We start from the raw sequence: 13,736 nt of genomic DNA, 5'->3' as shown, positions 1-13,736 counted from the left end.
CATGCCGGCATTCGAATACCAGGCCCAGGACAACAATGGTCGTCGTTGTCGAGGATTGCAGGAAGCTGACAGCCCGCGCCATGCCCGCCAGCTATTACGTGAGCGCGGGTTGTTGCCGACCGAGTTGCGGGCGACCAAAAACCAGAGGCTTGAGGGAGCGGCTTTTGCAAACATGACAAGGCTGAGTGCCAGCGAACTGGCGCTGCTGACGTTGCAATTGTCCACCTTGATTCAGGCCGGGCTGCCGCTCGAAGAGGCCTTGCGGGCGGTTGCGGCGCAAAGCGAGAAGCGCAAGGTCAGCAGTCTGCTATCGGCGGTCAGGGCTCGAGTGATGGAGGGCTATGCGCTGGCAGCGGCGCTGGGTGGATTTCCTCGGGCCTTTCCAGAATTGTTTTGCGCCACCATCGCGGCGGGCGAGCGCTCCGGTCATCTGGGTCATGTACTCGAGCAGTTGGCTGCTTACACCGAGGCTCGTCAATTGTCTCGCCAACGGATCCAGCTGGCGTTGGTGTATCCGATGATCCTGCTATTTGCGTCGTTGGCGATCGTCGGTTTCCTGCTCGGTTATGTGGTTCCCGACGTGGTGAAAATTTTCGTCGACAGCGGTCAGCCGTTACCGCTGTTGACCCAGGCAATGATCGCCCTGAGCAACGGGCTGCGCAGCCACGGTCTGGTGTTGTTGGCGCTGTTATCGGGTATTGCCCTGACGGTGCGTTGGGCGCTGCAGCAACCACCGTTGCGATTGCGCTGGCATGCATGGGTGTTGAAAGCGCCCCTGTTGGGCGGAGTGTTTCGGGCCATGGAGGCGGCGCGGTTTGCCAGCACTCTGGCGATCCTCGGCAAGAGCGCGGTGCCACTGGTCGACGCCCTGGAAATCGCCGCTGCGGTGATCGGCAATCTGACCATTCGCGCGCGCATGCACGATGTCGCGCGCTCGGTGCGTGAGGGCGGGACCCTGACCCGGGGGCTCGAGCTGAGCGGCGATATGCCCCCAATGATGCTGCACATGATCGCCAGCGGTGAACGCGCGGGCGAGCTCGACAGCATGCTCGCGCGGGCCGCCGAGCAGCAGGAGAAATCCCTCGCGGCGCGCATTGCACTGGTCGTGAGTTTGTTCGAACCGATGATGCTGGTGCTGATGGGCGGCGTTGTGCTGCTGATCGTCATGGCCATCTTGTTGCCGATTCTTAGCCTTAACCAACTGGTGAATTGAACCATGCACCCTGTCCAGAACAAAACAGCCAGGCCCCAGCGCGGCTTTACCCTGATCGAAATCATGGTCGTGGTGGTCATCATCGGGGTGCTCGGCGCCATTGTCGTCCCGCAGTTTATGAGTCGCCCCGATCAGGCCAAGGTCACCGCAGCCAAAACCGATATCCAGGCCATTTCCACCAGCCTGGAAATGTACCGTCTCGACAACTTTCACTACCCCTCGACCCAGCAAGGGCTGGAGGCACTGATCAAGCGTCCGCCGGGCACTCCGGTGCCCAGAAACTGGAACTACCAGGGGTATTTGAAGAGCCTGCCGATTGATCCATGGGGTACGCCGTATCAATACCTCAATCCCGGTGTGAACTCCATGGATGGTGGCTACGACCTGTTCTCTTTTGGGTCTGATGGTGTGCCAGGGGGAGAGGGCCATGCGGCCGATATCGGCAACTGGCAGGGCTGATTTGTGCGTAAGCGTGCACAAGGTTTCACTTTGTTGGAACTGATGGTGGTCATCCTGTTGATAGGCGTTCTGCTCGGTATGGTGAGCTTCGCAACGGGTAACAATCCGGCGCGCGAGGCACGGCAAGAAGCCAGCGGCTTGATTCAACTCTTGCACAAGATCCGCGAGCAGGCAGTGCTTGAAGGGCGTGAGTATGGCGTGCGGCTTGAGACCGATGGATATCAGGTGTTCACGCTCGATGGCCTGCAGTGGCGCGCAGCCGGACCGATCTATCGCTTGCCTGCCGGATTGCAACTGCGACTGGAACAGGAGGGGCAAGCGCTGAAGCTCGGGGATCGCCCCGGACAACCCCATGTGTTGCTGCTCAGCAACGATGAAACCAGTGCCTTCACGCTGCACATCGAAACGGGTGAGCAGCGTTGGTCAAGCATCTCCAGTGACGGACTAGGCGAGCCGACGATCGATGAATAGCAAGAAACGAAAGACCTGTAGAAGGCAGCGTAAACCCAGGACGGTTCACCGAGGCTTCACCCTGCTGGAAATCATGATCGCTCTGGTTATTTTCGCGACACTGGCGGCTGCCGTGATGGCCGCCGGCCAATATGCCCTGAAGCAGAATGCCCGTCTTGAGGAGCAGCTCTGCGGCGCCTGGTTGGCCGACAATCAACTGAGTGAATTACAACTGCAGGCAGCGCCCTCCCAAGGTCGCCAGCAGCTGACACGACACTTCGACCGACGTGACTGGATCCTGAACCAAGCCATCGGGTCGTCGGCAGACCCGCGCCTGCTCAAGGTCGAACTCAGCGTCACTCGCTCAGACAGTGATCGGGTCGTGCATCGCACCACCGGTTGGCTACAGGCTCGCAATGAATAGGCAGGAAGGCTTTACCTTGCTTGAGTTGGTGATCGCCATGGCGATCTTCGCGTTGCTGGGGCTCGCCTGCTGGAGGCTATTCGATGGCGTGGTTCGCGCCGAACGCAGCACCGCTGTCCATGAACGGGAACTGAGAAGTCTGCAGCGCGCGCTCGCCGTGATCGAACGCGACGTCATGCAGGTGAACACGCAACCCATCGTGCTCAAGCAGACGCTATTGCAGTTGCAACGCAGTAACTGGCGTAACCCGCTGGACCAGCCGCGCAGCGAATTGCAGAACGTCAGCTATCGGCTCGACAAGGGCACACTCTGGCGCGAAAGCAGCAGTGCCGAGCAGCCGTTGCACCAACGACAAAAACTACTTACCAACGTCAGTGCCTTGAGTTGGCGGTTGTTCGATAGCAAGACGGGATGGCGCAATGATTGGCCGGTCAGCCTGGCCAAAACTGCACCTGGGCCCAAAGCACTGGAGATCACGCTGTCGACGGGGCGCTTCGAGCAGATTCGCCGCGTGCTGCTTTTGCCGGGCGGTGCCTCATGATTATTCGCCAACGAGGCGTGGCGCTGATCAGTGTGCTGTTGATCATGAGCCTGGCACTGCTGGTCACCGCCGGGATGCTGCGCAGCCATCGTCTAGTCCTGCAGATCAGTGCTCAACAACTCCACCAGATGCACGCGCGGCAGTTGGGGTTTGCCGCAGAAGCCTGGGCCTTGCAGCTATTGCGCAACCCCGAGCTGGACGAACAGAAAACCGTCAACCTGGCGCAGGAATGGGCTCGGTCCAAGCCGCCGTTCGAGGCGGAAAACGGCGAGATTCAGGTCAGCATCGAAGACCTGGCCGGACGCTTCAACCTCAATACCTTGTTCAAGAGCGGGCAGGTCGATCAGGTCACTCTGGAGCGTTGGTCACGGTTGCTGGCACAGCTGGAAATCCCCCCTCTGGATCTAGAGGCAATGCAAACATCGAGCCCTGCGGGCGGTTTGAGCGACCTTAGCCAACTGCGTCTACTGCCGGGTATCGATGGCGAGGTACTCCGGCGTCTGCAACCCTGGATCGCGCTGCTGCCCACGGACGCCAGTCTGAATATCAACACCGCGCCGGCTCTGGTGCTGATGACGCTTGAAGGTATGACGCCGTCCATCGCCAAAGCCTTTGTCAGCCAGCGACCGGCACAAGGCTATCGCTCTGCTCAAGCGTTTACCCAAGACCCGTTGCTCTCCGGGCTGGGTCTGAGCAGTCATGGCCTGGGTGTCAGCAGCCGCTGGTTTCGCATCACGGTGCAAGTCGCTCTTGGACAAAGCCACTTGCGGCTGGTCACCGATGTTGAACGTGATCTCAAAAGTCGCCAGTTGAACATCGTGCAACGACGCCTCCTGGCCCCGCTTGAAAGTGATATTTCCCGATGAAAACCTGGCTTTACCTGACCGCCGAAGGTCTGGCCGATCAATCGCTGGACTGGCCTGGTTGTATAGTGCGAGCGTCTGGCGAGCGGCAACACATCACCCTGGCCGAAGCCGCGCAGGCGTTAGGTGGGCAGGCAATTCACCTGCTGCTGCCGATGGAAATGTGTAGCTGGTTTCGTACCGGAAAGTGGCCTTCAAGGCGCCGGCCTAGTGTTCAGGCAATCGCCTTTGCCATCGAAGATCAACTGGGGGAAGAACTTGAAGTGCTGCACCTGTGTGCCGGACAGCGCGATGAGGAGGGACGCTATGCGGTTCTGGTTATCCACAAGGCACGCTTCAAGGCACTGCTAGACCTGCTCGCCGAACTGGGTATTGAGCTCTCAGCTATCCATGTCGACGCGGATCTGTTGCCCGGCGATAAGGCGTATGCCGCGTGGTGGTTCGGTAGATGGGTTCTCGGTGGGGCGCTGGGCGCTCGTCTGGCGGTACCGGTAGAGGCCGTGGTGACACTCGAAGCGCTGCTTCCCGAGAATATTTGTTGGCTGGAAGAGGGCCACAACAACCTGTTGCCTGGGAACACAGCTCAGGCGATCAATCTGCTGCAGGGTGAGTTCCGCCAGGTTCGAGGCCGCTGGCCATGGTCGACAGCTATGCTGGCAGGCGCGGCGCTATTTGCCTTGTCATTAGGCTTCACCGAGGCCCGCAGCCATCATTTCGAACGCGAGGCCCAGCGCCTGAATACCCAGAGTGTGCAACGCTTCAAAACCTTGTATCCGGATCAGACCCGCATTGTTGATCTGGCTGCACAACTCAAGTCCTTGCAAAGCCAAGGCAGCATCAATCAGAGCACACAGATCGCCCGTCTGGTGAGCCTGACCGAACAGGTCATCGGTGGCAGCAGTGTCGAGGTGCAGCGCATCGAATTTCGGGCTGGTGAAGGCTGGAAAATACAACTGACCGCCAGCAGCTTCGCGGAGCTGGAACAACTGCGCGAGCGCGGGCAAAAGAGCGGTATGCCGATCAAACTGGGCAGCGCCAGCAAGGAGCAAAACCGGGTACAGGCGCTGCTGATTCTCGAGGAGCAATCATGATAGGCAAATCCATAGCGTTACCGTCGGCGGTGATTGAAACCTGGAGTCGCCTGTCGCGGCGTGACCGACAGTGGTTGAGTGGGCTTGGGGTGTTTCTGCTGGCAGTGCTGGCTTTCAGTGTGCTCTGGCAGCCGGCCCAGCAACGGTTGCTGGTGGCCGAGCGGCAGTACCAACAACAGCGTGCTCTGGCTATGGAAATCCAGCGCGTTCAGCCGTCCAATGGGCGAGCCACCACGACTCAGCCGCTGTCTACTCAAGTCAGTGAGAGTGCCGTCGCTGCGGGTCTTGAACTGCAACAGTTCGACGTAGAGCGCGACAGGCTGCGTCTGACGGTCAGCGGCGACGCGCTGGTCTTGTTGGCCTGGCTGGACAAGACCGAGCAAGGGGGTGCGGCGCTGCAATCGCTGACCCTGGAGAAGCGCGGCAAGCTATTGGAGGCGCGGATGGTGTTGCAGGCATCCTCGATATAACAACACCCGGCTTATTCCGGGCGTTTTGTTTTAAGTTTCAATTCAGCCTGGCGGCTTATGCTGAGCCCATCAAAACCGAAAATGGATCACTGCCATGAAAACCCGTTACTTCGTTCTGCTGCTGGCCCCACTGTTCAGTACCGCTGCCTTGGCGACCGCCGGTTATACCGGTCCCGGCGCGGCAGCGGTGGCTACCGTCGCTGCCGCGCAAGCAGCCCCCGACGATACCCCGGTGGTGCTGCAGGGCCATGTGACCCAGAAGTTGAAGGGCGAGAAGTACGAATTCAAGGATGCCACCGGCACCATCACGGTCGAGATCGACGATGAGGATCTGCCGCCGGTGGGCTTCAATGAGAATACCCAGGTCAAGCTGACCGGCGAGGTCGACAAGGGCCTGATGAGCCGCGAAATCGATGTCGACCTGGTGGAAGTCATCAATTGAGCCCTCGCGCGCAGTTAGCTGGCAGCAGGGCCGCTTGGCGGTCTTAAGGATCTTTGCTTTTCAGGTCTTCACACTTCCAGGCAACGTAGGCAACTTCGCCAGCTTCAACGCCACCAGCAACGCAATCACCAGCAACCCGCCAATGAACGCGCCGATGCCATTCCAGCCCGCGTAGTGCCAGAACACGCCGCCGATGGTCCCGGCGATGCTGGAACCGGCGTAGTAGCAGAACACGTACAGCGACGAGGCCTGGCCTTTGGCCTTGGTCGCCCGGCGACCGATCCAACTACTGGCCACCGAGTGCGCGCCAAAGAAGCCGAACGTGAACAGCAACATGCCGATCAGCACCAGTGCCAAGGGGGTGAACATGGTCAGGACAATCCCCGCCAACATCAAAACGATAGTGCCCCAAAGCATTTTGCGCCGGCCGAATGTGTCGGCCAGCGCACCGACTTTCGCCGAGCTGTAAATGCCCGACAGGTAAACCACCGAGAGCAGGCCAACGAACGCCTGGTCCATGTGGTATGGCGCCGCCAGCAGGCGATAACCGATGTAGTTGAACAGCGTGACGAAGGCCCCCATCACCAGAAAACCTTCCAGAAACAGCCACGGCAGACCGGCGTCGCGAAAGTGCAGGGTGAAGCCGTCGATCAGGCTGCGCGGGTGCAGCGAGCGAGCACGAAAGTTGCGCGACTCCGGAAGGATTCTCCAGAACACCGCCGCGGCGATCAGCGACAGACCGCCGATCACCAGCATCGCCGCATGCCAGCTGACGAAATCGATCAACACACCGGTAATCAAGCGGCCCGACATACCGCCAATCGCGTTGCCTCCGATGTACAGTCCCATTGCCAGGCCGAGGTGTTGCGGGTGGATTTCTTCGCTCAGGTAAGTCATGGCCACCGCTGCCAGCCCGCTCAGGGACAGTCCGGTCAGCGCGCGCATCACCAGCACCCCCTGCCAGGTTGGCATCATCGCGCTGGCGAGGGTGCACAGGGCCGCGGCGAACAGCGCCGCGACCATCATCGGTTTGCGACCGATACGGTCCGAAATGGGTCCGGTGATCAACAGGCCGATGGCCAACATGCCGGTGGCGACCGAGAGAATCAAGCTGCTCTGCGCCGCGTTGATGGAAAACTCCCGGGACAATAGCGGCATCATCGGTTGCACGCAGTAGAGCAGGGCGAAGGTCGCGAAGCCGCCGCAGAACAGCGCCAGCACCGTTCGCATGAACGACGGCGTACCCTTTTCGATGTAGATGTCATTCAGTTCGGCGACCCCATCATCCTGTGCGGCAGGCGGCAAATCGTGGGTCAGGGGAGCGACAGCAGTTTTCACGGGGACCTCGGATGGACGCAGCCGGTCAGGCAATGAAAAAAGCATATAGCTGGCTAATGATTCTATCCAATATATTGTTCGACCTGTTTGATAGGTTTAACGACCTAATGGAGCTTTCATGGAATTGCGTCACCTGCGCTACTTCATCGCCGTCGCCGAAGAACTGCATTTCGGCCGCGCCGCCCAGGTGCTGGGCATCTCCCAGCCACCCTTGAGTCAGCAGATTCAGGCGCTGGAGCAGGAGGTGGGTGCGCGGTTGTTCGAGCGGACCAATCGTCGGGTCGAGCTGAGTGAAGCCGGCCGACTGTTTCTGGAGGAGGCGCGGCTGGTGCTGGCGCAGGTCGACAAAGCCGCCGACGTGGCCAGGCGCGCGCAACTCGGCGAACTAGGCGAACTGAAGATTGGCTTCACCTCGTCAGCGCCGTTCAACTCGAATATCCCACAAGCGATTTTCGCCTTTCGCCAGAGCTTCCCGGCGGTGCACCTGAACCTGCGGGAAATGAGCAGCACCCAGGTCGCCGAAGCACTGGTGGATCAGTCGATCCAGGTCGGCCTCATGCGCCCCTTGCCACTGCCGGATTCGTTGACTGTGGTCGAATTGATGCGCGAGCCCTTGATAGCGGTGCTCAGCTCCAAGCATCCACTGGTGGCCGGCAGCGAAGAGGGTCTGTACCTGTCGGCGCTGGCCCCTGAGCCTTTTGTGTTTTTTCCGCGCAGCTATGGCAGCGGCTTGTATACCCAACTGCTCAGCCTCGCGCGGGATGCCGGCTTCAGCCCGCACTTTGCACAAGAAGCCGGCGAGGCGATGACCATTATCGGGTTGGTGGCAGCCGGGCTGGGCGTGTCGGTGCTGCCGGCCTCTTACCGGCAGATGCGCATCGAAGGCGTGGTCTATCGACCGCTGCTTGACCCGCTAGCGATCTCTGCGGTATGGCTGGTGCAGAGGAAGGATCAAAGCTCACCGATGGCCAAGGCGTTTGTCGAGTTGTTGACCCGCAAGGCCGAGCCCATCGGTTGAAGCGACTACAACACCAGCAGGTTGATGGCGGTGCTGGCGTCGTTTGGTTATGGCTGGGTGCGCGGCCACAGGTGTTCGATGGACTGGTCGACCATGGCCTTGGCGATCTCCAGCAGGTGCCACACGGCGTAGACCATGGCGCGCTCGGTGCCTTTGAAGTGCTCCCCGCACTCGTAAGCGGTGACCGATGCACAGCGCAGCAAGTCGGCGGTGTAGAGCAGCGAGTCTTCGAAGCTCACATCCTTGCTGACGTTGTAGAAGCGCATGGCGTCAGGCGAGGTTGGGTTGGCATCGGGCAGGTAGTGATCAAGGGCGCGATACAGCGCGGAGCGGTCCTTGAGCAGGTCGCGGGTGAAGGCGTTGTCCATTAAAGGGGTGACGGGTGGAATGGGTGGGTCGGGGGTGATTTTATCCATGGGGTGTTGCTCCTATTGCTGCATGGAAGCCAACACTTTTCGCTGCTAAACGAGAGGGTGGTGGCTGTACGCAGGTTAGCAGACCGGACAATAGGAAAACCGGCGCACCCGAAGGTGCCCTGCGCACAGTCACCATAAAAATGGGGCGTTAAAAAACGCATGCCATGAGGTATGGGACGCTATGCGCCTATTGAACCCGGACTGCTAAACCCGATCACTGATTTGCAGTGACGGAGCGAAGATTAGCCACGGGATCTGGTAGGCACAAGGCGCAAAGATTCTCTAGGAAATGTCCTGCAAGTTAAAGAGAATTGCCTTGCTGGCCTTAAAAGATCGCAGCCTGCGGGGATTGCGTGCGCCAGCGATACCGCAGATGAACACGGTCGGCGTAGGAGCTGCCGCAGGCTGCGATCTTTTGATCTTTTGATCTTTAACGAGATGAGTGGACATCTCAGGTAACGGGTCGGGCTTAGTGATTTGTTCGACACTTGCGCAGAATCGATTTCTTTTGGCGAGTGCCATGGATGCCACTTCAATACCAACCAAGGGAAGGCAGCGTGCTCATCTGCGATTTCAGGGGCTATGAAGTTCCTGAAATGGTCAAGGTCAGGCCTGTTGTCGTCATACGTAAACACAGAACCAACAGGCTATTGGTGACGGTTGTGCCTTTGAGTACCACAGCTCCAGAGTCTTTTCTCGATCACCATCTGGGACTTGAAAACCATCTTCAAGGTGGGAGCCCTGTTTGTTGGGCGAAGTGCGACATGGTTGCGACCGTCAGTCTTCCCAGGCTGGACCGGATCAAGCGAAGAGATCGGCAAGGAAAGCGTGTTTACGAAATCTCACAACTTTCTGCAGAGGAGTTTGCCGCTATCAAAGCGGCTGTCCGTAGCGCCCTTGGGCTGTAAAGACCAATTGCATGAGCTATCGGGCGATTTGCCACCGGTTGTCGGTTACTTGGTTTCGGGCAATACTGGCGGCGTTCCCGAAAGGGGCTTGTGAGACTCTGAGGATCCTGGGTAACCGGCCATCGCAGAGCCAGGCAGGCGTAGAGCGATGACAAGCCAGCCTGTTTGTGAATGAGGGTGCCGAAAGGCACCCTTTGTCGTTTCTGGGCAGCGAAGATTTTTCTTCAGGTGCCAATCACCCTGTATGACTCAAACCATTCGCGGGCAAGTCGGATCGCCGCACCGCCGCTCCCACAAGAGCACTGCAAAACCCTGTGGGAGCGAGCTTGCTCGCGATCGCGTCAGCTCAGGCGCCACAATTGTCAGCTACTGCCAACGCCGAAAGACCAGCGAAGTGTTGACGCCACCAAAGGCAAAGGTGTTGTTCATCACATACTGGTTGCTCATCTGCCGGAATTCGCCGCACAGGTAATCGAGCTTGCCGCAGTGCGGGTCGACGTCGTCGAGGTTGAAGGTGTGGGCGCGTACAGGTCGCGGTACATCACGGCATCATGAAAACGGCGACCTCAGTGAAGTCGCTCGTTTTTCTGTTCTACGCCGAAACCTGCATCTGCAATCGTCGACCAATGACATCCATCAAATCGCAACCATCGCGCAAAGAAGTCACTAACACCCGCGCTAGCTCACTGTGAACGCCCTCGCTGAGCGCGAAGCTCTCCAGCAATTGAGTAGCGGTGCGGATGCGGTAGGCGGCGGTTTCGTGCAAAACGTCCAGTGGTGCTTCAGTGTCGATCAGCAACGATGCGATGGTGCAGTCGATGCCGGTGACAGGCATGTATCGATCCATGACAAAAAACCTACATTTGGTAAAAGAACGCACTACTCAGCGTTGGCTGGTTGACGGAGCCTCAGGCAACCCTTCGGGGAGGTCCAGGTTGTCTAGCGCTCGATTTACCAGTAACTCGCCCAGCACGGCCAGTTGCTGAATGGCCAACGCTACATTGCGGCGCGGGCCTTCCAGTTCGTAGGCGAGATCGGTGGTCATGGCATTCAGCGAAGCAAGGGTTTCACAGGCGTGACAGAGCAGGGATTCGGTGTCGACATTCGGGATGATGGTGAAGACGTGGCTGACAGGGGCGGGACGGCCTGGATTGCGCAGGCGGGCGCTGACATGGCGTTCGGTGATTTCGGAGAGCTGTGATAGATCGACGGTGTCGACGGGTGGATAGTCTGGCGATTCTGGGGCGTTTGGGGTGGTCTTTTTCATGCCGGAGCTCCTTGCAAGGTTAAGACGGTGCCAGTCTCATGTGGTCAACCAGGATTGGTTGAGGCTATACGTGAGTTGGCGGACCGGTAGATGTATTACCAGAAAATTCCATTTTATTAATCAAGTAAATGAACATCTGTGTAATTAAATGATTCCCGTGTGGCTGGTCGCGTGGCTATTCAAGTAATACATTTTCTAACTGCCAAGGTTGGGTCGTTCATAAAGTAATCGGTACTTCCTAGTTACTGTAAGAAAATTCTTTAAGTTGAGTAGGCAGCATCCGCCGAATGAGGCGCCGCCAACAAAAAAAAGGCGGCGAAACATTGTTTGACGGTTGCTCGGTGTGTTTACAATATTGTTTTTTGTACAGGGTCTAGGTGTATAGGATGCTGATCTCACAAAGAATCGCCTCCGTGGTAAATAAGCTGGGGTGTACGGTTTGTTTTAACTATAAATAAATGGTAGATATTTAATGTATAAGAAAGAAAAAACAGAAAAGTTGAAAAATAACATTAAGTACCTAATAAAAAGTCGCGGAGAAACGCAGCTGTCCTTGTGCAGTTCCAGTGGGTTGACCAGGACGACTATCTATAACATTCTGGAAGGAAGGGTCGTCAACGTACAACAATCCACCATTCGTAAAATATCTGATTTTTTTGGTGTGTCTTATAAAGAAATTGAGACTATCGATTTTGAAGAAAAAGAAATAATAGAGAGCAGTGTTTCCTTGCAAGGAAACATGAATCCAGCCGCGGTTCCTATAATTAAAGAGAGTTTGTTGATTCAAAGCATGGATAAAAGAATTGGTGAGTTAGCCACAACTCACCCACTAACATATTACTTCGGCACTGCCTGCAATTTAATAGGTGTGCTTCTGGAAAGCAGAATTAGTGGGGTGAATGAGTCAGGAGACCTCCTGATAGTGAAGAAGGGTTTGTGGAATAGCAATAGAGAAAAACTGGTGTACGACAAAACAACAAGGAAGTTATCTGTTACCAATGAATCTTGTTTTGATTCTGATGTTATTTGTGTTGTTGGAGATGTGATAGAGGAGAGGTTTAATGGTCAGTGATAATGAGGTCGAAAATAGTAAGTACAAACTGTTAGGGTTTGAAAATAACAAAAGCCTTGCTGTAATTATGGTCATATCTACAGGGAAAATTATTAAAGTAAATCTAGGCGAGCTGTTGAAAAGTGAAATAATAGATAATTTAAGTAAGATGGAAATAAAAAATATATACAGGAAGTATTATTCTGGCGGGGCTGCGTTAACTACCTACGAAATAAATGATCGTCATGAGCGCTCGTGGATGATTTATGTCGTTCTAAATTTACTGCTGCTTACACTTTACATATTTACAAACATTGCTGCGACAAAACTGATTTATTTAGAAAGGTTTGATGTTGTTGTTCCACCGGCCGTTTTTCTTTATCCGCTGACGTTTTTAATAGTTGATTTGTTGAACGAGGCGTATGGGCTTAGACTCGCAAGGAGAGCCCTATTACTCGCTTTTGCAAGTAATGCTTTTATTGTTATGTTGCTGAGTGCAGTCACTTATTTCCCTGGGTTGCCTGGCTGGAAGCTTGATGTGCCGTATGGCGAAGTCATTACTCATGTGTCGTCTGTGTTAGTAGCATCCTCAGTTTCTTTTCTTTTTTCTGAATACATTAATTCGTACTTGCTATGTAAAATAAAAGAGCTCACAAGTTCCAGATTTCTATTTTTGCGAGTGTTTTTCAGTACTTTTTTTGCGGTGATAATAGACAGCTTTCTTTTTTGCTTTATTGCGTTTTATGGCGCTATGCAAAACAGTGATATACTCAATATGGTTTATGTTCAGATAGCTATAAAAATATGTTTCGCTGTTTTTAATGTTTTGCCCGCCTACGGAGCCAGGTCATTATTTAAAAGGTATATAGCTGGAACCAAGGTTGCATAAAAAACAGGGGGGGATGAATTGACTGTTAATAATTCATTCCCTCCGTGATATTTTAGCTATTTCAATTCTAGTTTGTCTTTTAGACTGTTCATGATCTCTGCTTTGTTCTCCAGGAACTCATCCAGTCCTTTTGCGCGAAGATTACAAGCATCACAGTTGGCGCACCCACCTCCCTTTAGTCCGTTGTAGCAGGAAAGTGTATGGTAGCGAATCAAGTCTAGCTGTTTGTGGTGATCGGCCAAGGCCCAGGTCTCTGCTTTGTTCAGCCACATAAGCGGCGTCTCAATGTGCAATTTATAGTCCATTCCCAACTCAATTGCTTTATTCATAGCCTTGACAAACTCATCCCGACAATCCGGATAACCAGAGAAATCTGTTTCACAAACACCTGTGATTACAGTTTTAGCGCCAACTTGATATGCATAAATAGAGGCTAAGGTTAAAAACAGAATATTTCTGCCTGGTACGAAAGTGTTTGGCAGGCCGTCCCCAGAACTGTTTGTAGTTGGGACTGGAATGTTATCCCGGGTTAAGCTGCTGATGGCCAGCTCATTGAGTAGTGACGTGTCTAATACTTTATGAACTGTCACGCCAAGCTTTTTTGAGAGCTGTTGCGCTACTTCAATTTCCGCGCGATGGCGCTGACCATAATCAAACGTAATGCAGTGTATTTCATCATATACCGGCAATGCATGGATTAAGCAGGTTGTTGAGTCTTGTCCGCCACTAAAAACGATGACCGCTTTGTCATTCATGTTTTCTCATCCTTGGAGTGTCCCAACATGTCGTTGGAGGGGGCATTGACCCTACAGGGAAGCTTAAGCTTTGGCTGTGGGACGTTTCCGAAATCACATGCTCCGTTTTCCCTGCGTTTCATTTTGTTGCTGGGGATAAGG

The 13,736-nt window shown here is 55.3% G+C and carries 18 protein-coding genes and 1 pseudogene; 13 read left to right on the top strand and 6 right to left on the bottom strand.

Annotated features, from left to right (window positions below):
• Position 1: 1 nt before the first annotated feature.
• The 9 genes from gspF (at position 2) to F8N85_RS03160 (ending at position 5,953) form a co-directional block, all read left to right on the top strand.
• Positions 2-1,213, top strand: a complete 1,212-nt coding sequence (gspF, locus tag F8N85_RS03200) for a type II secretion system inner membrane protein GspF (protein WP_150802237.1) — start codon at positions 2-4, stop codon at positions 1,211-1,213.
• Positions 1,214-1,216: 3 nt separating this feature from the next.
• A complete protein-coding gene (gene gspG, locus F8N85_RS03195; protein WP_150802236.1) occupies positions 1,217-1,672 on the top strand; it encodes a type II secretion system major pseudopilin GspG in 456 nt (151 codons plus the stop codon).
• A 3-nt stretch (positions 1,673-1,675) separates the two neighbouring features.
• Entirely contained in the window at positions 1,676-2,143 is a 468-nt protein-coding gene (gene gspH, locus F8N85_RS03190; RefSeq protein WP_150802235.1) for a type II secretion system minor pseudopilin GspH, read from the top strand.
• Positions 2,136-2,546, top strand: a complete 411-nt coding sequence (gspI, locus tag F8N85_RS03185) for a type II secretion system minor pseudopilin GspI (RefSeq protein WP_150802234.1) — start codon at positions 2,136-2,138, stop codon at positions 2,544-2,546. The genes gspH and gspI overlap by 8 nt, the downstream gene beginning before the upstream one ends.
• On the top strand, positions 2,539-3,087 hold the full coding sequence (locus F8N85_RS03180; protein WP_150802233.1) for a type II secretion system protein GspJ: 549 nt from the start codon (positions 2,539-2,541) through the stop codon (positions 3,085-3,087). Before gspI ends, F8N85_RS03180 begins: the two co-directional genes overlap by 8 nt.
• Positions 3,084-3,953, top strand: a complete 870-nt coding sequence (locus tag F8N85_RS03175) for a type II secretion system protein GspK (protein WP_150802232.1) — start codon at positions 3,084-3,086, stop codon at positions 3,951-3,953. The genes F8N85_RS03180 and F8N85_RS03175 overlap by 4 nt, the downstream gene beginning before the upstream one ends.
• Entirely contained in the window at positions 3,950-5,041 is a 1,092-nt protein-coding gene (gspL, locus tag F8N85_RS03170) for a type II secretion system protein GspL (protein WP_150802231.1), read from the top strand. Before F8N85_RS03175 ends, gspL begins: the two co-directional genes overlap by 4 nt.
• On the top strand, positions 5,038-5,511 hold the full coding sequence (gene gspM, locus F8N85_RS03165; protein WP_191636104.1) for a type II secretion system protein GspM: 474 nt from the start codon (positions 5,038-5,040) through the stop codon (positions 5,509-5,511). The genes gspL and gspM overlap by 4 nt, the downstream gene beginning before the upstream one ends.
• Positions 5,512-5,605: 94 nt before the next feature.
• Positions 5,606-5,953 (top strand): YgiW/YdeI family stress tolerance OB fold protein, encoded by a 348-nt coding sequence (locus F8N85_RS03160; protein ID WP_150802230.1) that lies wholly within the window; start codon positions 5,606-5,608, stop codon positions 5,951-5,953.
• Positions 5,954-6,013: 60 nt separating this feature from the next.
• On the opposite strand, the gene F8N85_RS03155 is transcribed toward F8N85_RS03160, so the two are convergent.
• Entirely contained in the window at positions 6,014-7,270 is a 1,257-nt protein-coding gene (locus F8N85_RS03155) for an MFS transporter (protein WP_412072475.1), read from the bottom strand.
• A gap of 139 nt (positions 7,271-7,409) precedes the next feature.
• On the opposite strand from F8N85_RS03155, the gene F8N85_RS03150 reads away from it, so the two are divergent.
• Complete coding sequence (locus F8N85_RS03150; protein ID WP_150802228.1) at positions 7,410-8,309, top strand: LysR family transcriptional regulator; 900 nt, start codon at positions 7,410-7,412, stop codon at positions 8,307-8,309.
• Positions 8,310-8,356: 47 nt separating this feature from the next.
• Here the strand turns inward: F8N85_RS03150 and F8N85_RS03145 are convergent, their stop codons facing one another.
• Positions 8,357-8,725, bottom strand: coding sequence for a DUF6124 family protein (locus F8N85_RS03145; protein ID WP_150802227.1), 369 nt, complete (start codon positions 8,723-8,725; stop codon positions 8,357-8,359).
• Between the two features lie 524 nt (positions 8,726-9,249).
• On the opposite strand from F8N85_RS03145, the gene F8N85_RS03140 reads away from it, so the two are divergent.
• Entirely contained in the window at positions 9,250-9,633 is a 384-nt protein-coding gene (locus tag F8N85_RS03140) for a type II toxin-antitoxin system PemK/MazF family toxin (RefSeq protein WP_150802226.1), read from the top strand.
• Between the two features lie 366 nt (positions 9,634-9,999).
• Here the strand turns inward: F8N85_RS03140 and F8N85_RS03135 are convergent.
• The 3 genes and pseudogenes from F8N85_RS03135 to F8N85_RS03125 all read right to left on the bottom strand — a co-directional run.
• Positions 10,000-10,155, bottom strand: a pseudogene (locus tag F8N85_RS03135) (beta-ketoacyl-ACP synthase); the annotation flags it as partial.
• Between the two features lie 70 nt (positions 10,156-10,225).
• Positions 10,226-10,480, bottom strand: a complete 255-nt coding sequence (locus F8N85_RS03130; RefSeq protein WP_150802225.1) for a hypothetical protein — start codon at positions 10,478-10,480, stop codon at positions 10,226-10,228.
• 36 nt (positions 10,481-10,516) lie between these two features.
• Positions 10,517-10,900: a DUF6124 family protein gene (locus tag F8N85_RS03125; RefSeq protein ID WP_150802224.1), complete on the bottom strand. Its 384-nt coding sequence runs from the start codon at positions 10,898-10,900 to the stop codon at positions 10,517-10,519.
• Between the two features lie 472 nt (positions 10,901-11,372).
• Here F8N85_RS03125 and F8N85_RS03120 point away from each other — a divergent pair, with 472 nt between their 5' ends.
• Both F8N85_RS03120 and F8N85_RS03115 read left to right on the top strand, forming a co-directional pair.
• Positions 11,373-11,972, top strand: a complete 600-nt coding sequence (locus F8N85_RS03120) for a helix-turn-helix transcriptional regulator (RefSeq protein WP_150802223.1) — start codon at positions 11,373-11,375, stop codon at positions 11,970-11,972.
• Positions 11,962-12,840, top strand: coding sequence for a queuosine precursor transporter (locus tag F8N85_RS03115; RefSeq protein ID WP_150802222.1), 879 nt, complete (start codon positions 11,962-11,964; stop codon positions 12,838-12,840). The genes F8N85_RS03120 and F8N85_RS03115 overlap by 11 nt, the downstream gene beginning before the upstream one ends.
• Positions 12,841-12,896: 56 nt before the next feature.
• Here the strand turns inward: F8N85_RS03115 and queC are convergent, their stop codons facing one another.
• Complete coding sequence (gene queC, locus F8N85_RS03110) at positions 12,897-13,595, bottom strand: 7-cyano-7-deazaguanine synthase QueC (protein WP_150802221.1); 699 nt, start codon at positions 13,593-13,595, stop codon at positions 12,897-12,899.
• Positions 13,596-13,736: the final 141 nt, after the last annotated feature.

The sequence above is a fragment of the Pseudomonas fluorescens genome (assembly GCF_902497875.1).
GTDB classification, from domain to species: Bacteria; Pseudomonadota; Gammaproteobacteria; order Pseudomonadales; family Pseudomonadaceae; genus Aquipseudomonas; species Aquipseudomonas fluorescens_BR.
This window is presented reverse-complemented; position numbering and strand designations above follow the sequence as displayed.

Coding starts and splice junctions, on each gene's coding strand:
- gspF (WP_150802237.1), top strand. CDS start 2: ATGCCGGCATTCGAATACCAGGCCCAGGACAACAATGGTCGTCGTTGT.
- gspG (WP_150802236.1), top strand. CDS start 1,217: ATGCACCCTGTCCAGAACAAAACAGCCAGGCCCCAGCGCGGCTTTACC.
- gspI (WP_150802234.1), top strand. CDS start 2,136: ATGAATAGCAAGAAACGAAAGACCTGTAGAAGGCAGCGTAAACCCAGG.
- F8N85_RS03180 (WP_150802233.1), top strand. CDS start 2,539: ATGAATAGGCAGGAAGGCTTTACCTTGCTTGAGTTGGTGATCGCCATG.
- F8N85_RS03175 (WP_150802232.1), top strand. CDS start 3,084: ATGATTATTCGCCAACGAGGCGTGGCGCTGATCAGTGTGCTGTTGATC.
- gspL (WP_150802231.1), top strand. CDS start 3,950: ATGAAAACCTGGCTTTACCTGACCGCCGAAGGTCTGGCCGATCAATCG.
- gspM (WP_191636104.1), top strand. CDS start 5,038: ATGATAGGCAAATCCATAGCGTTACCGTCGGCGGTGATTGAAACCTGG.
- F8N85_RS03160 (WP_150802230.1), top strand. CDS start 5,606: ATGAAAACCCGTTACTTCGTTCTGCTGCTGGCCCCACTGTTCAGTACC.
- F8N85_RS03150 (WP_150802228.1), top strand. CDS start 7,410: ATGGAATTGCGTCACCTGCGCTACTTCATCGCCGTCGCCGAAGAACTG.
- F8N85_RS03145 (WP_150802227.1), bottom strand. CDS start 8,725: ATGGATAAAATCACCCCCGACCCACCCATTCCACCCGTCACCCCTTTA.
- F8N85_RS03140 (WP_150802226.1), top strand. CDS start 9,250: ATGCCACTTCAATACCAACCAAGGGAAGGCAGCGTGCTCATCTGCGAT.
- F8N85_RS03130 (WP_150802225.1), bottom strand. CDS start 10,480: ATGGATCGATACATGCCTGTCACCGGCATCGACTGCACCATCGCATCG.
- F8N85_RS03125 (WP_150802224.1), bottom strand. CDS start 10,900: ATGAAAAAGACCACCCCAAACGCCCCAGAATCGCCAGACTATCCACCC.
- F8N85_RS03120 (WP_150802223.1), top strand. CDS start 11,373: ATGTATAAGAAAGAAAAAACAGAAAAGTTGAAAAATAACATTAAGTAC.
- F8N85_RS03115 (WP_150802222.1), top strand. CDS start 11,962: ATGGTCAGTGATAATGAGGTCGAAAATAGTAAGTACAAACTGTTAGGG.
- queC (WP_150802221.1), bottom strand. CDS start 13,595: ATGAATGACAAAGCGGTCATCGTTTTTAGTGGCGGACAAGACTCAACA.